The organism is Vibrio sp. KUL78 (assembly GCF_059725505.1).
Genome location: NZ_AP045837.1, coordinates 3,013,507 through 3,033,353, shown reverse-complemented (window position 1 = coordinate 3,033,353; position 19,847 = coordinate 3,013,507). Strand labels below are relative to the sequence as shown.

12 protein-coding genes and 1 pseudogene are annotated in these 19,847 nt (G+C 48.2%); 10 read left to right on the top strand and 3 right to left on the bottom strand.

Translation table 11 applies throughout. The features are described from left to right. Positions 1-24: 24 nt before the first annotated feature. The 7 genes from mreC to tldD are packed head-to-tail and all read left to right on the top strand — an operon-like array spanning position 25 to position 9,655. Positions 25-888: a rod shape-determining protein MreC gene (gene mreC, locus AC6I8Y_RS14115; protein WP_042473408.1), complete on the top strand. Its 864-nt coding sequence runs from the start codon at positions 25-27 to the stop codon at positions 886-888. Positions 889-905: 17 nt separating this feature from the next. Next, entirely contained in the window at positions 906-1,394 is a 489-nt protein-coding gene (gene mreD, locus AC6I8Y_RS14110; RefSeq protein WP_042496399.1) for a rod shape-determining protein MreD, read from the top strand. Then, a complete protein-coding gene (locus AC6I8Y_RS14105; RefSeq protein WP_498020384.1) occupies positions 1,384-1,968 on the top strand; it encodes a Maf family protein in 585 nt (194 codons plus the stop codon). Before mreD ends, AC6I8Y_RS14105 begins: the two co-directional genes overlap by 11 nt. 18 nt (positions 1,969-1,986) lie before the next feature. Continuing rightward, positions 1,987-3,456 (top strand): ribonuclease G, encoded by a 1,470-nt coding sequence (gene rng / locus AC6I8Y_RS14100; RefSeq protein WP_252012485.1) that lies wholly within the window; start codon positions 1,987-1,989, stop codon positions 3,454-3,456. Positions 3,457-3,466: 10 nt separating this feature from the next. Next, positions 3,467-7,357, top strand: coding sequence for a YhdP family protein (locus tag AC6I8Y_RS14095; RefSeq protein WP_498020383.1), 3,891 nt, complete (start codon positions 3,467-3,469; stop codon positions 7,355-7,357). Positions 7,358-7,364: 7 nt separating this feature from the next. Next, the gene (locus AC6I8Y_RS14090; RefSeq protein ID WP_394150850.1) at positions 7,365-8,189 is read left to right on the top strand and encodes a carbon-nitrogen hydrolase family protein; all 825 of its coding nucleotides are present in this window, start codon (positions 7,365-7,367) and stop codon (positions 8,187-8,189) included. Between the two features lie 26 nt (positions 8,190-8,215). After that, on the top strand, positions 8,216-9,655 hold the full coding sequence (tldD, locus tag AC6I8Y_RS14085) for a metalloprotease TldD (RefSeq protein WP_252012480.1): 1,440 nt from the start codon (positions 8,216-8,218) through the stop codon (positions 9,653-9,655). Positions 9,656-9,811: 156 nt separating this feature from the next. Here tldD and AC6I8Y_RS14080 read toward each other — a convergent pair whose 3' ends face one another. Continuing rightward, positions 9,812-11,188 carry a PhoH family protein gene (locus AC6I8Y_RS14080; RefSeq protein WP_042473421.1) on the bottom strand — a complete coding sequence of 459 codons (1,377 nt, stop codon included), beginning with the start codon at positions 11,186-11,188 and terminating at the stop codon, positions 9,812-9,814. A 565-nt stretch (positions 11,189-11,753) separates the two neighbouring features. Between AC6I8Y_RS14080 and rapA the strand changes: the two genes are divergently transcribed. The 3 genes from rapA to AC6I8Y_RS14065 all read left to right on the top strand — a co-directional run bounded on the left by rapA (position 11,754) and on the right by AC6I8Y_RS14065 (position 16,501). After that, positions 11,754-14,663 carry an RNA polymerase-associated protein RapA gene (gene rapA, locus AC6I8Y_RS14075; RefSeq protein ID WP_394150849.1) on the top strand — a complete coding sequence of 970 codons (2,910 nt, stop codon included), beginning with the start codon at positions 11,754-11,756 and terminating at the stop codon, positions 14,661-14,663. 102 nt (positions 14,664-14,765) lie between these two features. Beyond that, the gene (gene rluA / locus AC6I8Y_RS14070) at positions 14,766-15,503 is read left to right on the top strand and encodes a bifunctional tRNA pseudouridine(32) synthase/23S rRNA pseudouridine(746) synthase RluA (protein ID WP_498020382.1); all 738 of its coding nucleotides are present in this window, start codon (positions 14,766-14,768) and stop codon (positions 15,501-15,503) included. 35 nt (positions 15,504-15,538) lie between these two features. Continuing rightward, on the top strand, positions 15,539-16,501 hold the full coding sequence (locus tag AC6I8Y_RS14065; RefSeq protein WP_498020381.1) for a D-2-hydroxyacid dehydrogenase: 963 nt from the start codon (positions 15,539-15,541) through the stop codon (positions 16,499-16,501). Between the two features lie 97 nt (positions 16,502-16,598). Here the strand turns inward: AC6I8Y_RS14065 and AC6I8Y_RS14060 are convergent, their stop codons facing one another. Then, entirely contained in the window at positions 16,599-17,039 is a 441-nt protein-coding gene (locus AC6I8Y_RS14060) for a universal stress protein (RefSeq protein ID WP_394150846.1), read from the bottom strand. Positions 17,040-17,160: 121 nt separating this feature from the next. Beyond that, positions 17,161-19,741: pseudogene (locus AC6I8Y_RS14055) on the bottom strand (TRAP transporter permease). Positions 19,742-19,847: the final 106 nt, after the last annotated feature.

Sequence of the window (19,847 nt, the reverse complement as noted above, 5' to 3'; positions counted from 1 at the left end):
AGTCCACATCAAGGTTATGCGTACATGAAACCAATATTTGGTCGAGGTCCTTCTTTACAACTTCGGTTATTTCTTGCTGTTACATTATCAGCCGGCTTAATGCTGGCTGATAGTCGTTTAGACACATTCTCAAATTTTCGCTACTTGTTGAACAGTGCCGTGGCACCGATTCAATATGCGGCTAACCTTCCTCGCTCGATGTTTGACGGCGTTTATGAACGCCTAAATACCCGTCAGGGCTTGGCAGAGCAAAACATTAACCTCAAACGAGAGGTGCTTCGCTTAAAAAGCGATTTAATTTTGCTTGACCAATATCGTGAAGAAAACCAACGCTTTAGAGAACTTCTTGGCTCATCATTTGTCCGAGACGAGAAGAAGGTGGTGACCGAAGTAATGGCGGTCGATACCTCTCCGTATCGCCACCAAGTGGTGATCGATAAAGGCCGCATTGATGGCGTTTATGAAGGTCAGCCGGTGATCAATGAAAACGGTATTGTCGGTCAGGTCACCTTTGTTGGTGCTCACAACAGTCGAATTATGTTGCTCACTGACTCGAACAGCGCGATTCCAGTTCAAGTTATCCGAAATGATATTCGTGTTATTGGGTCAGGTAATGGATCCATTGATGAAATACAGTTGGAACACATTCCAACCAGTACGGATATTCAGCCTGACGATCTACTCGTCACCTCAGGTCTTGGTGGTATCTATCCTGAGGGGTACCCGGTGGCTCATGTCAAATCGGTTCAACGTGACAATCGCCGAGAGTTTGCCAATATCGTCGCGGAGCCGGTAGTGGATTTTGACAGACTACGCTACCTACTGCTGATCTGGCCAAATAACGACAGGCAACAGCAAGAAGTGGAAGATATCCTCAATGCAGAATAAAGGATTAACACACAATCATGGCTAACAGTTCATTTCGCAGTCATATGGTGATTGGCACATCGTTGTTGGTCGCACTCGTTCTGCAAACTATTCCCTGGCCTGGCGTATTGGATTTCATCCGTCCTTCATGGCTGTTTTTAGTACTCGGATATTGGGTGCTGGCCTTGCCGCATCGTGTCAATGTGGGTACTGCTCTGTTTGTCGGTTTAGTCTGGGATCTGCTTGTCGGTTCTACGCTAGGTATCCGCGGCATGATGATGTCGATAGTCGTCTACGTTATAGCGTTAAACTTCTTAGTACTCAGGAACATGGCGCTATGGCAGCAGGCAACCATCATGGCATTGCTTTCTATGGTGCTCGAGGTGTGCATCTTTTTCGGCGAGTATTTGATCCAAGACGTGACTTTTAATCCGATGTCGCTGTGGAGCGGTCTGATTAACTGTATACTTTGGCCATGGATGTTTTTACTGCTGCGTCGTGTAAGAAGGCATTGGCATGTCAGATAGGGCTCACTCTTTGAATATTGTTTTGGCGTCGACGTCACCAAGGCGCCGTGAATTACTGACTCAGTTGGGATACGATTTTTCGATTGTCAGCCCAGACATTGAAGAGCAAAAGCAGGTGAGTGAGTCACCTGAGCAATATGTTGAGCGCCTATCACTAGAAAAAGCGCAAGCCGGGTTAGCATTAAGCAAGCCCAGTAGCGTTGTAGTGGGCTCAGATACGGTCGTCGTGCTTGACGAGACGGTATTAGAAAAACCAAGTGATTTCAGTCACTCGAGAGCTATGCTCAGCAGCATGTCTGGCCGAAAACACCAAGTACTGACAGCGGTCAGTGTAGTAAGCGAATTAAAGCAAGCATCGGTGGTTGTGACGACCGATGTGTGGTTCAAACCCCTTAGCGAACAAGAAATAGAACAATACTGGCAAAGCGGCGAACCAAAAGATAAAGCTGGCAGTTATGGTATCCAAGGATTAGGTGGGCGTTTTGTCACTCGTATCGAGGGCAGTTATTACGCTGTTATGGGACTGCCACTGTATGAAACTGACCAGCTCTTGCAAGAATTTATAAATAATTAAAAATATTGAGGTGCGCTCATGAGTGCAGAGCTGTTGATAAACGTAACTCCTAGTGAAACAAGAGTTGCGATGATTGAAAGTGGAATTTTACAAGAAGTCCATATTGAGCGTGAAGCAAAGCGTGGCATCGTTGGTAACATCTACAAGGGTAAGGTAAGTCGCGTTCTACCGGGTATGCAGGCGGCCTTCGTCGACATTGGTCTAGAGAAAGCGGCTTTCTTGCATGCCTCTGATATCGTTCCTCACACTGAGTGTGTTGCCGAGAACGAAAAAAAACAATTCCAAGTTCGCGATATTTCTGAGCTGGTTCGCCAGGGTCAGGATATTGTTGTGCAAGTCGTTAAAGACCCGCTAGGCACCAAAGGCGCGCGTCTCACTACCGACATTACCTTACCATCTCGTTATCTCGTCTTTATGCCAGGAGCCAGTCATGTTGGCGTGTCTCAGCGTATTGAGAGTGAAGAAGAGCGTTTACGTTTAAAGCAGGTTGTCGCCGAGTATTGCGATGAAAATGGTGGCTTTATCATCCGCACTGCTGCAGAGGGTGCGAATGAAAAAGAGCTTGCCCAAGATGCTGCTTTTCTAAAGCGACTTTGGCTCAAAATTAACGAGCGCCGCACTAAATACAAGACACGCTCGACGTTATACGGTGAATTAGGCTTAGCTCATCGTATCTTGCGTGATTTTGTCGGCACAGAGATCACCCGTATTCAAGTCGATTCTCGCCTTATCTACGAGAGCCTAAAAGAATTCACTAGTGAGTTCGTACCTGAGTTGGAATCTTTGCTAGAGCTGTACGAAGGTGATAAGCCTATCTTCGATATGTTTGACACTGAGAATGAGATTCAGCGCTCACTGGAGCGTAAAGTCGATCTTAAATCTGGTGGCTACCTGATCATCGATCAGACCGAAGCCATGACCACAGTGGATATCAACACGGGTGCGTTTGTAGGCAGACGCAATCTAGAAGAGACCATCTTCAATACCAACGTGGAAGCGACGCAAGCTATTGCTCGTCAGCTGCGACTTCGCAACCTTGGTGGCATCATTATCATTGATTTCATTGATATGGGGCTTGATGAGCACCGTCAGCGTGTTTTGACGTCATTGGAAGCTGCGCTAGCCAAAGACCGAGTAAAGACCAACATCAATGGCTTTACTCAGCTTGGTTTAGTCGAGATGACACGTAAGCGCACACGCGAAAGTATTGAACATGTCCTATGTAGCGGTTGTCCAACATGTGAGGGGCGTGGTTCAGTGAAGACGGTCGAGACAGTCTGTTACGAGATCCTAAGAGAAATCACGCGCGTCAACCGTGCTTACGATGCTGACAACTTTGTGGTTTATGCCGCGCCAGCTGTGGCGGATGCGCTTGAGGGTGATGAGTCACATGCGCTCGCTGAGCTTGAAGTCTTTATTGGTAAGCAAGTGCGTATTCAAGCAGAACCTTTGTATATTCAAGAACAATTTGACGTTGTTATGATGTGATGAGAAGTTTGTGAGTCCTCGCGTTAATCAAATCGTACGCCTATTTCTTTGGCTTTTACTGACCGTGTTGGTGCTGCTTGCCTCCACGGTCACAGTGCTGCGTGTGGGCTTGCCACAACTCAATAAAATCCAGCCTGAGATTGTCACTTGGATCAATCAAGGGACCGGACTTAACGTCTCGCTTAAAGATGTTCGCGGTTTTTGGCGAAATACCCACCCCTCCATCTCACTTCAAGGGGTCTCCGTTGGCCTGCCTGATAGCCCTGAAACTGAGTTCAAGGTGGCGAACCTAGAACTGGAGTTCGACCTCATACAAACTCTATTGCAGCAGCAACCCGTACTTGCCGACATGGTCATCAATGACATGGTGCTCGATGTTCGTTCGGTGGATTTGCTAAAAGCAACGGAGAGTACGGATTCGAAGCAAGATAAAACGCCAGCCAAAAGTGGTGAGCAGCTGATTCAGCGACTCGACAACTTGTTGCTGCGTCAATTGGACCGCTTTACCGTCGCTAACTCGAGCATTCATTACACCTCGATCTCGGGTGAAGCGCGTCAGCTTGAAATTGAAAACCTTCAATGGCGCAATGAGCAGCGTCGTCACCTTGCGCAGGGAGTGGTATCGATTGCCGATGTGAATCTCAATGCGCTCGAGGTGCGTGCCGATTTTGTTGATAATGGTTCTTTAACGAGCGTCAGTGGCGATTTTTATGTTTCTGTTGAACAGATGTCGTTGACGCCATGGCTATCACAAGAGCAAAGAGAGCAAACAGGCATCGAAACGGGTTCAGTCAGTTCACGAGCTTGGTTAAAGCTTGAGGATAGCAAAGCAAAAGAAGCGTATCTTGAAGTACTGCCGTCAGAGCTCTCTTGGTCAAAAGCTAACACGCAGCATGATCTCATTGTCGAGTCGGCGGTACTGCACCTCTTGCCATCTGAATCTGGTTGGCAACTAAACGTTCATCAAGTCAACGCTCGAACCGATGATATTGCTTGGCCGGAGCTCGATGTTGCGGTGGATTGGAATCGTGATAATCAGTGGCAGGTGAATGTCTCTCAATTGGACGTTAATGCACTCAAGCCATTAACCACATTGAGTAACAATGCAGCTCTAAATGACTGGCTTACCAAGCTAAACCCTGGTGGTCGTATTGAGGACATACGTGTCTCCCAACTTGATGGTGAGGGTTCACTGAAATACTCGGCTAAGTTGCAGCAAGTATCCATGTCACAGTGGGCGCTGTTGCCTGGCTTTTCGCAGGTTTCTGGTCAGGTTCGCGGTAATACCGAGCGCGCTTATGCTCGCGTATCAGTGATTGATGACAGATTCCCATACGGTGATGTGTTCCAAGCGCCGCTGAATATCAAACAAGGTCTCGTTGATATCCATTGGGAAAATCATGGTGAGCAAGGTTGGTCACTCTGGTCAGATAAAGTGACGGCGGCAACGCCCGACCTTCAGGTGCTTGGTGCATTTAGGCTCGATTTTCCAAAAAAAGACAGCCCATTTCTATCTTTTTACGCGGAAGCAGACTTGTACAATGCCGGTGAAGTATGGCGTTATCTCCCAACGCTGGCGATGGGGCAAAGTCTGACCGATTACTTGTCTGCTGCCATTCAAGCGGGCCGTGTAAAAACCTCAAAACTGCTTTGGTACGGCAGATTGTCTGATTTCCCGTATCGAGAAAACAACGGTATGTTCCAAGCCTTTGTCGGCTTGAGAGATGCGAAGTTTAGTTTTGATACCAATTGGCCACCGCTTACAGACTTGCAACTCGATCTGCTGTTCCAAAATGAAAGCATGCACCTAGATTCCCGTGCTGCAACACTAATGAACGTCAAGGGGCAACGCATCACAGGTCGTATTCCTGTGCTTAGCGGAGATGGCCACCTAGAGATTGAAGCGAAAGCGAAAGGCAAAGGCAGTGCGGTTCGCGATTACATGACGGCGTCGCCATTAGTCGACTCAGTCGGCGCGGCGCTGACGGCTGTGCAGGTGAGTGGTGACGTCAATGCCGATTTCCAGCTTTATATTCCGTTTTCAGGCGATAGCACGCCATCACGAGCGTGGGGCTTTGCTGAGCTGAGTAATAACCATGTTGAAATCGATGCGCCACCCATGACGTTAGAGCAGGTATCTGGTCGAGTTGAGTTCGATAATGATGTGGTCAAAGCGACAGGGTTGTCGGCTAACTTACTGGATCAGCCAATCAACCTTGATTTCCAAGGCCAGAATGCGGGCAAGGGCTATGCGGTGAACATTGATGCCGTGGGCGATTGGAAAATGGCACCATTAGAGCCGTATATCGGTGACAAAGTAGTCAGCCGATTAGCAGGGCACTCACCTTGGCATTTGGATGTCGATATTCAGCTCAATGACGTTGGTTTTACTTATCAATTGGATCTCGATGCCAACCTAACGACCATTGCCAGCCAGTATCCTTATCCGCTCAGCAAGGCATTTGGTGAAAAGGGTAAGGCACGACTTCAGGCATCGGGAAATCAAGAAAGCATCTCTGCTCGATTGCAGCTGCCGTCCGTTAAGTATCAGACGGAAATTGATATCACCAAAGACGTCCCTGTTCTAGAAGCGACGAACTTAGTACTCGGTGAGGGCGGCTTCAAGATTAGCCCGATTGTCGGTCACTATGTGCAGGTGCGCTCGGATAAATTGAACCTTGACCAATGGAGTGAAGTGTTCAAAGAGCCGCCAAGCGATAAAAAAGCGGTACTCGATGATTTACCTAAGCCAGAACTTCCTCTACCACGAAGAGCCACAGTCGAGGCAAAAGAGCTAACCTTAGGTGGCATCGAATGGCATGATGTGGACTTCGATGCTAGATATAAGAAAGGGGGCTGGCAGTTCTCTTTAGATAGCCAAGAGGCCAAAGGGGAAGCGAGTTATAGTGACAATAACGAGCTGCACTTAGCGCTTAATCGTCTGCACATCTATGTTCCAGAGCTCGATGTGCTTGCCGAAGAGGATGAATCGATCATCACTCAAGAGAACCCACAAGCACCGCCAGTGAGCGATTTTGAACGTTCATTATTTGACGTATTGCCCGATACACAGCTGACGATCGATAACTTTTGGTTCCAAGGCTATAAAGTGGGCAAAGTGGATATGGATGTGGAACGTACAGGCAACAAGCTCGTCTGGAACAAGCTTAACCTATCTAGCGGAACCAACCAGGTCAATATCGACGGCAGCTGGTTAGTCTCTGGTGATCAGAATAAGACCAAGGTGAATTTTAAGGTCAAGGGTGAGAACAACAGCGACTTGATGGAGCGATTCGGTATCACCTCTGGTATTCAGCGTGCGCCATTTGAGATGAATGCCAAGTTAGATTGGGAAGGTGCGCCATGGTCAATGCGCCTTAATACCGTGAACGGCGAGATGGATACCAAACTTGGTAAAGGGGTTATCTCAGATGTCAGTGGCGCTGCTCGATTATTAGGCCTGTTCAGTTTAGACTCGATCATACGCAAGATGCAGCTCGATTTTACCGATGTGTTTGATAAAGGGATGGCGTTCAACTCCATCACAGGTTCCGGTAAGATTCGTGATGGTGTGTTTGTGACCAATGACATCATGATGGATGCGGTCGCAGGTGAAATGAAGATTAAAGGCTTGGCTGAGTTGCCGACACAAACTGTCGATGCAGAAGTGAGCTTCACACCGGATATGACCTCGGGTATTCCAATTATCACCGCCTTTGCTGTGACGCCTCAAACCGCGTTGGTTGTTTTGGCGGTAACCACGGTCATCTCTCCAGTGGTAGAGGTTGTCACCCAGGTTAATTATTCGGTTAAAGGACCATTAGATTCGCCAACGGTTAGCGAGATCTCTCGAAGTAAAGGGGAATACAAGCTGCCAGAGGAGCTGAAGCAGGAGAAATAGGAATTCGATGAGCAAGGAACGCTTTGGAATCATTCAAATGACCTCAGGGCCCGATCCTGAGAGCAACTTTCAACATATTAAGGAGAAAGTCGCTTTTTTGGTTGGCAAAGGGATGCGTTGGATATTAACGCCTGAAAACGCCTTGGTGTTTGGACAAAGAGAAGACTATCACCAGCACGCGGAGTATTTAGGTCAAGGGACGTATCAAACAAAACTGGCTGAGCTTGCTAAGCAATATAAAGTGAATCTGATCATCGGAAGTTTCCCTATTCGGGTGTCCGATGAGGAAGTCTCGACCACAACATTAGTTTTTGATGTGAACGGTCAGCGAATGAATCACTATGACAAGCTGCATATGTTTGATGTTGATGTCGATGACGGTCATAAAAAATATCGGGAATCCGAGACGTTTAAAGCGGGAGGTAACATTGCCATGGTACCCACCGATTTCGGCGCGATCGGTCTATCTATTTGTTATGATTTGCGTTTTCCTCACCTATACTGTGCGTTGAGAGCACAAGGTGCAAACGTCATCGTCGTGCCCGCCGCCTTTACAGCAGTGACGGGCAAAGCGCACTGGGAAGTGCTTTTACGTGCAAGAGCGATAGAAAACCAGTGCTGGATCATTGCCGCCAACCAATGTGGGACGCACCCTTGTGGAAGAGAAACCTGGGGGCGCTCTATGGTGATATCTCCATGGGGGGAGATTCAAGGCCAACTTGAACAGCAAGCCGGCACCATTACCGCTGAACTGAATTTTGATGTGGTTGAAGAGGTGAGACAGAGTATGCCTGTCGCAAAACATATCCGCTTCGAACAGCATCTACACTAATTATACTTACAAAAGAGTAATCAAATATGGAACGCATAGAAGACGCGCTATTGGGCCCAACTGGTCTTTCTGAGCAAGACATTGAAGCGACACTGGCAAGTATTGCGACCCGCCAAATAGACTATGCGGATATCTACTTTCAATCCAGCTGGCATGAATCACTCGTGCTGGAAGACAGCATCATCAAAGATGGTTCGTTCAACATCGACCGAGGTGTGGGTGTTCGAGCTGTAACGGGAGAGAAAACGGGATTTGCTTATTCCGACCAAATTACACTTGAAGGCCTGAAACAGAGCGCGATTGCCGCTCGTGGTATCGCACAGCAAGGCCAAAGCGCTCAAGTGAAAGCGCTAACGCGTAGCGATAATCAGGCTTACTATGCTGCGGTAAACCCGCTAGAGAGCTGGGAGAAACAGCAGAAGACAGAACTGTTGAAACAGCTCGATGCCTATATCCGAACTAAAGAGCCGTTGGTAAAAGAAGTGTCGGTGAGCCTCAGTGGTGTTTACGAGCAGATGCTAGTCGCTGCAACGGATGGCACGTTTGCTGGTGACGTTCGTCCGCTTGTTCGTTTATCTATTAGCGTATTAGCGCAAAAGGGTGAGCGACGTGAGCGTGGTAGCGCTGGTGGTGGCGGTCGATATGGCTATGATTTCTTCCTATCAACGGAAGAAGGCCAACAGGTTGCCTATAACTATGCAGACGAGGCTATTCGTCAGGCCTTGGTTAATCTAGAAGCGATTGATGCTCCAGCTGGTACTATGCCGGTCGTATTAGGCTCAGGCTGGCCGGGAGTGCTGCTTCATGAAGCGGTGGGTCATGGCTTGGAGGGTGACTTCAATCGTAAAGAGTCATCGGTATTCTCTGGTAAGCTTGGTGAGCAAGTGACTTCGAACCTTTGCACTATTGTCGATGACGGCACTCTGCAAGATCTTCGCGGCTCACTTAATGTCGATGATGAAGGTGTCCATGGCCAGTACAATACGCTTATTGAGAATGGTGTACTCAAGGGCTATATGCAGGACAAGCTTAATGCTCGCTTAATGGGTGTGAACCCAACAGGTAACGCACGTCGTGAGTCATACGCACACTTGCCAATGCCTCGCATGACCAATACTTACATGTTGCCAGGTGAGCACTCGCCAGAAGAGATTATCTCAACGGTTAAAAAAGGTCTTTATGCACCTAACTTTGGCGGTGGTCAGGTCGATATTACGTCTGGTAAGTTCGTATTCTCGGCGTCAGAAGCTTATCTTATTGAGGACGGTAAGATCACGGCTCCAGTCAAAGGTGCTACCTTGATTGGCTCAGGTATTGAAGCTATGCAGCAGGTTTCCATGGTTGGTAATGACCTGAGCATTGACCGTGGTGTTGGCGTTTGTGGTAAAGCCGGTCAGAGTGTGCCTGTTGGCGTTGGTCAGCCAAGCTTGAAGTTGGATGCACTAACCGTGGGCGGCACGGACTAACTTTCCTCTTTCTACAACAAATACTGTCATTCGATAACCCGTCATCCTCGCGAAAGCGAGGATCTCCCACAGCGCGTTATACGCTGAAAGAGATCCCCTTTTTCAAGGGGGATGACGAGTATTCCTATGACGAAGTATTGTCATTCTGCGAAAGATTCACAAATTCTCCTCAGCAAACTCTGCCAAGCGACTGCGCACTACACCGTTAAGGTGGATGTTGGCACTGCCGCCAAAGTTTTTAAAGCGTTCTACCATATAAGTCAGCCCTGAGGTGACTGGGGTTAAGTATGGCGAGTCAATCTGCGCTAAGTTACCAGAGCAAACAATCTTAGTGCCTTCACCACAGCGCGTGATAATGGTCTTGATCTGCGACGCCGTTAGGTTTTGACATTCATCAAGCAGTACAAACGCGTTTTGAATCGAACGACCCCGCATAAAGTTAATCGATTTGAACTGAATATTGGCTTTATCACAAATGTACTTCAGAGACCCTTCTGTACAGTGGTCATTCTTATGCAGCGCCTCTAAGGTATCGGTGATCGCAGCTAGCCAAGGCATCATCTTTTCTTCTTCTGTGCCCGGTAAGAAGCCGATGGACTCGCCTATGTCTGGCGTGTTTCGGGTGACGATGATCTTATCGAACATGCCTCGTTCAATCGTCATCTCCAACGCTGCCGCCATGGCAAGTAGCGTTTTACCACTACCGGCTGCGCCAGTCAGGATCACCAGATCGATGTCGGGGTCGAGTAGAGCATCCATCGCCATGCCTTGATAGATGTTTTTCGGTCGAATATCCCAGGCTTGGCGACACAGCATCCGTTCTTGGCTCAAGTCGCGGATCGTGACTTTTTCGCCATCAATATCGGCAACACGGCCTGCAAAATCACTCGATTCATCGATTAGGTATTGGTTAATAAAGGTTGGGTCGATAGCCTCTCGGTCGAAGGTGTGATACGTCTTGCTCGCTAAGGTTTTCGTTTCCACTTCATCGATGTTCTCCCAAAAAGCCCCTTCTGATTTTTGGAAACCTTTGGTGAGGTATTGAACATCGTCGATCAATTGGTCGGTTCGGTAGTCTTCGACAAAACGTACGCCCGCCCCTTTAGCACGTAAGCGCATGTTGATGTCTTTGGTCACCAACACGACTTCACGTGGTGAGCGTTTGTTCTGTAGATACAATACGGCATTAAGAATGCGGTTATCACCCTCTTTGTCGGCAAACGCTTTGACTGTTTCTTGCAATACATAGTCTGCCAAGATAGAGATGGTTCCAGTTGCATCTAGGTTGCTCGAAAAAGGAATGCCCTCAGAAATTTCATCTGGAGTGGCGTCTTTGAAAATATCTTCAAGTGCTCGTATGGCGACCCGAGCATCTCGCGCTACGTCTCGCTTACTGTCTTTTATGCGATCGAGCTCTTCGAGTACCGTCATCGGAATGACGACGTCGTGTTCTTTGAATGAAAAAATGGCGTGAGGTTCGTGGAGAAGAATATTGGTGTCGAGAACGAAAATTTTACGGTCGGTATCGCCCATAGAGTCTCCTTGCCGCAACTGGCGCTGGTCCTTTGCGGTTAACTCGGATGGGGATCGAGTCAGACTGTCCTTCCGTGTTGCATTCGTTTACTGCGCTAATCGCTCGTAAATGAGGCTGGGGATCTACGCTGGCTCTGATTTCCTATCCTAGTGAGTCAACCGTGATGCGTTCAATCTGACAAAGCCGATTGAACCTGATTCCCTGTAAACCATGCGAGAGATGCCACTATCAGGGCTTGGCGAGTAGTGGCATATCGCTTAGGTTCACAATTTGAGTATAAGTGAAAAATCTCACTTAGGTTCTCAGAAATGACACTCTTTTTTTGCAGTTTGATGTCAACCACGACAATTCAAAAAAAACTCAGGTTTTCCTTGTAATTGGCGTGACCTGTATCACGCCTTCGAGTAAGATTAGCGACCTTTCATCCAAGGGATGGCGCGAGCAAAATTTGCGCGATCACCTACTATTATTTGGGCGGAGTTTTGAGCGCAGTTTGTAGGCAATTGCAAGCTGAGTTACCGCCGAAATAAAAAAGAAATCGATACGAATTGAGGTAGTCTCTCTATGACATTTGCTTTAGGGCAGCGCTGGATTAGCGATACGGAAAGTGATTTAGGTTTAGGTACGGTCGTCGCATTGGATGCGAGAACAGTATCACTTATGTTTGCAGCATCAGAAGAGAATCGCGTTTACGCACGTAATGATGCGCCTGTTACCCGAGTTACGTTTAATGTCGGTGATGTCATAGAGTGCCAAGAAGGTTGGTCGCTTGAGGTTGAGGAGGTCATTGAAGACCAGGGTGTGTTTACTTATATAGGTACACGTCAGGATACTGAAGAGACCAATGTTGCGCTGCGTGAGATTTTCTTAAGCCACCAAATTCGTTTTAACAAGCCTCAGGACAAGTTGTTTGCTGGTCAGATTGACCGTATGGACAACTTTGTGCTGCGTTATCGAGCCCTCAGTAACCAGTATGAGCAGCACAAGAGTCCAATGCGTGGACTATGTGGTATGCGTGCAGGTCTGATTCCGCATCAGTTATTCATCGCACACGAAGTCGGTCGCCGCTTTGCGCCTCGCGTACTGCTAGCGGATGAAGTGGGTCTGGGTAAGACCATTGAAGCGGGTATGATCATTCACCAGCAGGTCCTCTCAGGACGTGCTCAGCGCATTTTGATTGTGGTGCCAGAGACGCTTCAGCATCAATGGTTAGTTGAGATGATGCGCCGCTTTAACCTGCACTTCTCTATCTTTGATGAAGAGCGCTGTATCGAAGCCTACGCCGAGTCAGATAATCCATTTGATACTCAACAACTTGTATTGTGTTCTCTGGACTTCCTGCGTAAGAGCCGCAAGCGTTTCGAGCAAGCACTAGAAGGGGAATGGGACCTATTGGTTGTCGATGAAGCGCATCACCTAGAATGGAGCCAAGAGCAGCCAAGCCGACAATATCAAGTTGTCGAAGCGCTAGCGGAAAAGACACCAGGTGTCCTTCTACTGACTGCAACGCCAGAGCAGCTTGGTCGCGAAAGTCACTTTGCCCGTTTGCGTCTTCTCGATGCTGACCGATTCTTTGATTACGAAGCTTTTGTTAAAGAAGAAGACCAGTACGCACCCGTCGCAGATGCAGTAACGGCTTTGTTCTCTGGTCAAGCCTTGGCTGATGATGCGAAAAACCAGATCACTGAACTTCTTTCAGAGCAAGACGTTGAGCCACTGTTCAATGTGCTTGAGAGCAACGCAAGTGATGAAGAGAAAGCGACGGCGCGCCAAGAGCTTATTGATAACCTAATGGATCGCCACGGCACAGGGCGTGTTTTGTTCAGAAACACCCGAGCGGCAATTAAAGGGTTTCCTACCCGTAACGTGAATCTGATTCCGATGCCGATCCCTCAGCAGTACACTACATCAATGCGCGTCTCTGGCATGATCGGTGGCAAGATGACGCCTGAAGCGCGCGCGATGAAAATGCTCTATCCAGAGGAGATCTTCCAAGAATTTGAAGGGGAAGATTCAAGCTGGTGGCAATTCGATTCTCGTGTGAATTGGTTGATTGAAAAGATTACCGCGAAGCGCAGTGAAAAGGTGTTGGTGATTGCTTCACGCGCCAGTACTGCCTTGCAACTCGAACAGGCACTGCGTGAGCGTGAAGGTATTCGTGCTACAGTGTTCCACGAAGGCATGTCTATTCTTGAGCGTGATAAAGCCGCTGCTTACTTTGCGCAAGAAGAGGGCGGTGCTCAGGTGCTGATCTGTAGTGAAATTGGCTCTGAAGGTCGTAACTTCCAATTTGCTAACCAGTTGGTAATGTTCGATCTCCCATTTAACCCAGATCTACTGGAGCAGCGCATTGGTCGTTTGGACCGTATTGGTCAAAAGCGTGATATTGATGTGCATGTTCCTTATCTTGAAGGCACCTCTCAAGGCATTCTTGCGCGCTGGTTTAACGAAGGTCTGAATGCGTTCGCAGAAACCTGCCCAACAGGCCGTATGGTGTATGACCGCTATGAAGAGAGCATCATTAACATGCTAGCAAGCGGTGATACAAGCGAGCTTGATGATGTCATTGAGGGCTCACGACAGTACAACCAAGAACTCAAGCATGAGTTAGAACAAGGTCGTGACCGTCTGCTCGAAATGCATTCTAACGGTGGTGAGGCCGCACAAGAAATTGTTGAGAAGATCTCGGCAACGGATGGCGACACGAACCTAGTGACGTTTGCCCTTAGCTTATTTGACACCATAGGCCTTAACCAAGACGACAAAGGTGAGAATGCCCTCGTCGTGACGCCATCTGAGCATATGATGGTGCCAAGTTATCCAGGTCTTCCATATGAAGGGGCAACCATCACCTTTGACCGTGATACCGCCCTATCTCGCGAAGATATGAACTTTATCAGCTGGGAACACCCAATGATTCAAGGTGGTATCGACTTGGTGATGAGCGAAGGCGTTGGTACCTGTGCAGTATCGCTTCTAAAGAATAAAGCGCTACCAGTAGGAACCATCTTGCTTGAGTTGGTTTACGTTGTCGATGCTCAGGCACCAAAGAAGAGTGGTATCAGTCGCTTCCTGCCACCAACTCCAATTCGCATGATGATGGACGGGCGCGGTAATGATCTCTCAGCACAGGTCGAGTTTGAAGGCTTTAATCGCCAGCTAAGTCCAGTAAACCGCCATCTAGCAAGTAAGCTCGTTACCTCGGTTCAAGCGGATGTTCATCGTTTGATTGAAGCGGGCAATGGTGCTGTGGAAGAGAAGCTAACCGTGGTGCGTGAAGAGGCTCATAAAGCCATGTATGCAAGCCTAAATGGTGAGCTTGAGCGTCTACAAGCCCTTAAGGCGGTTAACCCAAATATTCGTGATGAAGAGATTGATGCCATTGAATCTCAAATCTCTGAGCTAGATGAGTACATCAACAAGGCTCAGGTTCAGCTGGATTCACTTCGCTTGATTGTGGTCAGTCATAATTAAGCGTTTCGCTGACACATTATTTAACTGATAGAATGGCGCAGCGAAAGTTGCGCCTTTTGTTTTCCTTATTTTTTACCCAGCTATACAGCGCGAGACCTTTATATGGCCATGCTAAGTTACACTCCGCCAACTGACCCTTGGATTGATATCGTCTATGAGGATGAGTGCATCCTTGCGGTTAACAAGCCATCAGGGCTGTTGTCCGTGCCGGGGAAAGCGGCTGAGCATTACGACAGTATGTGGAGTCGATTGGTGGTCGACTATCCGGAGATTCAGGTGGTACATAGATTGGACATGTCGACCTCTGGACTTATGCTTTTAGCCAAGACGAAGGAAGCCGAGCGTTCACTCAAAAAGCAGTTCCAATACCGTCTGACTCATAAGATCTACTACGCGCGTGTGTGGGGGACGCCTTCCGAGCGCGAAGGGCTTATAGATTTGCCCTTGATCTGTGATTGGCCAAACCGTCCGCGTCAAAAGGTATGTTACGAGCATGGCAAACCCTCGCAGACTTATTATCAGGTGGTTCAGCAAGAAGAGAAAACCAGTGTTGTTCGATTGTTTCCTATCACGGGGCGCTCACATCAACTGCGAGTGCATTTGCTTGAATTAGGACACCCTATTGTTGGGGATGAGTTTTATGCTCATGAAGACGCGATGAATTATTCGCAGCGACTTGAGCTGCACGCTTCAGAGCTGTGTTTCTATCATCCGCAATCAGAGCAGTTACAATCGATTTTTGTTCCTTGTGATTTCTACGAGCAGACTGAACAACTTGTGATTGAGCACTTTGACCCCGCGCCACATTTACCCGATTATAAGAGCCTGCCTCGGCCATAAATTGTTTGTCGGCCGTGAATATCAAAGGAGACATCATGGCCGCCAAAAAGATTGTGTTTTTAGACCGAGACACGATTCCTGCACATATTCTTATTCCCCAACCTGCTTTTGACCACCAATGGGTCAATTACCCTGAGACAGCGCCGCACGAGGTCGCGCAACGGATCTCTGATGCCGATATTGTGATCAGCAATAAGGTGTACCTTGGAGAAGAAGCGCTAAACACAGCATCTCGACTAGAGCACATCGCCGTTGCTGCGACGGGAGTCAATAATGTGGATTTAGACCACTGCCGCAAACATCAGATCCGAGTCACTAATATTCAAGGTTACGCGACCCAGTCCGTACCGGAGCACATCATCGGGCTGCTATTTGCCCTAAAACGTAACCTGTTTGCTTATCACAAAGACATTGCTGATGGGGAATGGCAGCGTCAGAACAAGTTTTGCTTCTTTACACACCCTATTCAAGATATGGCGGGATCGACCCTCGGCATCATTGGCAGTGGCACACTAGGTCAAGCTACCGCCGCGTTAGCACGCGCTATTGGTGTTAAGGTGCAGTTTGCTGAGCGTCGGGGCGTAAGTGAGTGCAGAGCAGGGTACGTTTCATTTGAGGACTGCCTTGAGAAGAGTGATGCGATAGCTCTGCTGTGTCCGTTAACGGATGAAACTCGCAACCTTATTGATGCGAATGCACTCAGTAAGATGAAATCAACGGCTTTACTCATCAACACGGGTCGAGGTGGCTTGGTTGATGAGAGCGCATTAGTCAGCGCATTGGAACGTGGCGAGATTGCAGGTGCTGGTGTCGATGTATTCACTGAAGAGCCAGCACCGATGGTTAACCCATTGGTAGCGAATCAACACCTGCCAAACTTAATTCTAACGCCTCATGTCGCATGGGGGAGTGACTCATCGATTACTAGACTGTGTGAGATATTGGTCAGTAATCTAGAGGCGACTAGCCAAGGTGTAGAGCAGAATCGAGTTGTGTAGAGCATTCCAAGCTAGTGCGTTAAAAGTAAAAAGTCCCACGTAAGGTGGGACTTGTCTAACAGAGCTAACTTGAAACACGCAGAGTTAGCCGAGATGTTTAATCAGCTTGTGGTTTCACAACCAGTACATTGATTGGGGAGTTCTGCACTACCTTACTTGCCACTGAGCCCAAGACCACTTTATCGATCTTCGAACGTTTATGGCTTGGCATGACAATAAGGTCAGCGCCAAGACGCTCAGCGTAGTCTAGGATGGTCGCGTACGGCTTGCCTTCCGCGACATGCACCTTATACACCACGTCGTCAGAGATGTGTTGTTCGGCGAACGCTTTAAGCTGCGCCTTGACATCATTCTTCATTTGCGCAGCAGCGTCCTTAGGAAAGTAGGTCGCGACCATAGACATGTGAATGCCAGGCAGCACATTCAGAAGATGGACTTCTGCGTTTGAGTGTTTGGCGTGCCAAACCGCAATTTCGACGGCTTTGTCAGAAAAGCCTTTGTCATTCAGATCGACAGGAACAAGGATTTGCTTGTACATGTTATTTCTCTTTTTGGTTCCTACCCTACTAGCATAGGGTAAAGCATAAGCTTGGCTAGTATTATCCGTTCCGTTTTAAGGTAGAGGGCCCCAAGCTTAAATACTTGGAGCCAAAATTACCTTAGGCGCTCAAATTCTCACGACGAGCGCGGCGCTTTTGATTCATCGCCATAACGAGAAGCAAAAGCAAGGCAGGTACAAAGACCCACTCTTTCATTGGTCTATCTGCTTCCTGCACGATAGATTTGATTTCCCAGTCGAAGTCCAAACCAGATGCTTCAGCAGGGCTACCAAACTCAACCATATCGACAATCATCTTGCCGTCGGTTTCGTTAAGCATTAGACCCATAGAAGCAATACGGTCGTCTGCGCCGACAGCATCATCCTCAAATGGTAGGCGAACTGTCTTCTCAACGTATTTGCCTTCAAGGGTTTCGCCAGCGACTCTCAACTCGAGGGATTGTCCAACATTTAAGTTTTCAGTAACTTGAGCTATCTCAACCCCAGGTGAAAGAACTTTCGCTGGATAGACCATATCCCACCAGAAACCTGGTCGGAAGAAGGTGAACGTTAGCGCGAGTAGTAACACGGTTTCCCACCATTTGTTCTTAGTGAACCACCACCCTTGCGTCGCTGCAGAGAAGATCAACATCGCGATGACCGCAGAGATAACGGTGAGAGCTAAGTGCCACCATGAGTCGATGCCCATCATCAACAGCTGAGTGTTAAAGATAAACATAAACGGCAGAATCGCGGTACGAATATCGTAGGTGAAGCCTTGGATACCGGTACGGATAGGGTCTGACTTAGCAATGGCTGCCGCAGCGAAGGCTGCAAGACCTACCGGTGGCGTATCATCAGCCAGAATACCGAAATAGAATACGAACAGGTGAACCGCAATCAGAGGAATAATCAGACCGTGTGCCGCGCCAAGTGTCACAATAACAGGCGCCATCAAGGTTGATACCACGATGTAGTTCGCTGTCGTCGGCAGACCCATACCTAAGATAAGCGAGATAACGGCGGTAAATAGCAGCATCAAGATGATGTTTCCGCCTGAGATGAACTCAACAAAGTCGGTCATTACAAGACCGATACCTGTTAGGGTAACCACACCTACAACCGTGCCCGCTGCAGCAGTAGCTACACCGATACCAATCATGTTTCGAGCGCCGGAAACAAGACTTTCGGCTAGGTCCACAAACCCCGCTTTGAGTTCCTCAGTGACGTCACTGGTTTTTGCCATCAAGGCAATGAGTGGACGTTGAGTGATTAGGATGAAGATCATAAACACCGTTGCCCAGAATGCAGATAGACCTGGAGAGAAGCGCTCAACAGTCAAACACCAAACAAGTACTACAATAGGAAGTAGGAAGTGCAGACCTGACTTGATGGTTGGACCTGGGTCAGGGACTTCGTTTAGTTCAGCATCGATCTCGATACCGCCTTCATTGGCGTATTTAGCAGAAACCCGCAATAAGCCTATGTATGAAAGTAGTAGAGCGACACTCACGATTGGGGTGGCGGCATCGCCAAATACATCTTTAGTCCAGCCGATACCGTAGTAAACCACAGCACTAATCACGCAAAGCCCTAAGATGGTTCCTGTAAACGACAGCAGACTTTGTACTAGCGTTGGATTATGGCGACGCGGAAGTCCCGTCATGCCCGCTTTACAGGCTTCAAGGTGCACGATGTAAATAAGCGCAATGTATGAGATAAGCGCAGGCAGCAAGGCCGCTTTGATAACCTCAACATAAGAGATACCCACGTACTCAACCATCAAGAAGGCCGCGGCACCCATGATTGGTGGAGTGAGCTGACCGTTAGTTGATGCTGCGACCTCTACCGCACCAGCCTTGGTGCCAGGGAAGCCGACTCGTTTCATCAGCGGGATTGTAAATGTACCGGTCGTTACTACGTTAGCGATGGAAGAACCAGAAACAAGACCAGACAGGCCTGATGCGACAACTGCCGCTTTTGCTGGGCCGCCACGCATGTGACCAAGTAGTGAGAACGCTACTTTAATGAAGTAAGCACCCGCACCAGCACGTTCAAGCATGGCGCCGAATAGTACGAACAGGAATACAAACGAGGTCGATACGCCAAGAGCCACACCAAACACACCTTCAGTGGTTAGCCATAGGTGTGACATCGCTTTATTTAGGCTCGCACCTTTATGCGCGATGACGTCCGGCATGTATGGGCCACCAAAGGTATATAACAAGAATACCGCAGCAACCACCATCAGCGGTGGACCGAGTGCACGGCGTGTTGCTTCTAGTAAAAGAATCATACCCGTTACGGCAGCGACGATATCCATTGTCGTTGGTGCGCCAGAGCGACCAGCGAGCTGGGTATAGAATAGATAGATATAAGCGGCAGAAAAACTGCCCGCAAGCGCTAAAATCCAGTCAATGGCAGGAATTCGGTCACGAGGAGAATTCTTCATTGCTGGGTAAGCAGTAAACGCTAAAAAAGATAGCAAATGTCAGGTGGATAGAACGCGCTTCAGTGTCGTTCAGTACGCCAAAATTGAACACAAATGGTAGTGGTGATGCGTACCAAAGTTGAAATAGCGACCAACAAAGCGGAACAAACCAAAGGATCTTGGCGGGTATCCCTTTCGGGCTTCTTGCTCCAGTGTCGGCTTGTGCGACCATGTCTTGCACATCTTGCGACGGTTGTGTTGTCTGCGTCATGTACGTTGTCCTTTATTATTTTTTAGGTCTGTGACTTTAGAACAAAGGTACAGAACCGTATTTCGCATTTAACATTGTAGTCAATGGATGCAAACGTGTAGTTTTC

Coding starts and splice junctions, on each gene's coding strand:
- mreC (WP_042473408.1), top strand. CDS start 25: ATGAAACCAATATTTGGTCGAGGTCCTTCTTTACAACTTCGGTTATTT.
- mreD (WP_042496399.1), top strand. CDS start 906: ATGGCTAACAGTTCATTTCGCAGTCATATGGTGATTGGCACATCGTTG.
- AC6I8Y_RS14105 (WP_498020384.1), top strand. CDS start 1,384: ATGTCAGATAGGGCTCACTCTTTGAATATTGTTTTGGCGTCGACGTCA.
- rng (WP_252012485.1), top strand. CDS start 1,987: ATGAGTGCAGAGCTGTTGATAAACGTAACTCCTAGTGAAACAAGAGTT.
- AC6I8Y_RS14090 (WP_394150850.1), top strand. CDS start 7,365: ATGAGCAAGGAACGCTTTGGAATCATTCAAATGACCTCAGGGCCCGAT.
- tldD (WP_252012480.1), top strand. CDS start 8,216: ATGGAACGCATAGAAGACGCGCTATTGGGCCCAACTGGTCTTTCTGAG.
- AC6I8Y_RS14080 (WP_042473421.1), bottom strand. CDS start 11,188: ATGGGCGATACCGACCGTAAAATTTTCGTTCTCGACACCAATATTCTT.
- rapA (WP_394150849.1), top strand. CDS start 11,754: ATGACATTTGCTTTAGGGCAGCGCTGGATTAGCGATACGGAAAGTGAT.
- rluA (WP_498020382.1), top strand. CDS start 14,766: ATGGCCATGCTAAGTTACACTCCGCCAACTGACCCTTGGATTGATATC.
- AC6I8Y_RS14065 (WP_498020381.1), top strand. CDS start 15,539: ATGGCCGCCAAAAAGATTGTGTTTTTAGACCGAGACACGATTCCTGCA.
- AC6I8Y_RS14060 (WP_394150846.1), bottom strand. CDS start 17,039: ATGTACAAGCAAATCCTTGTTCCTGTCGATCTGAATGACAAAGGCTTT.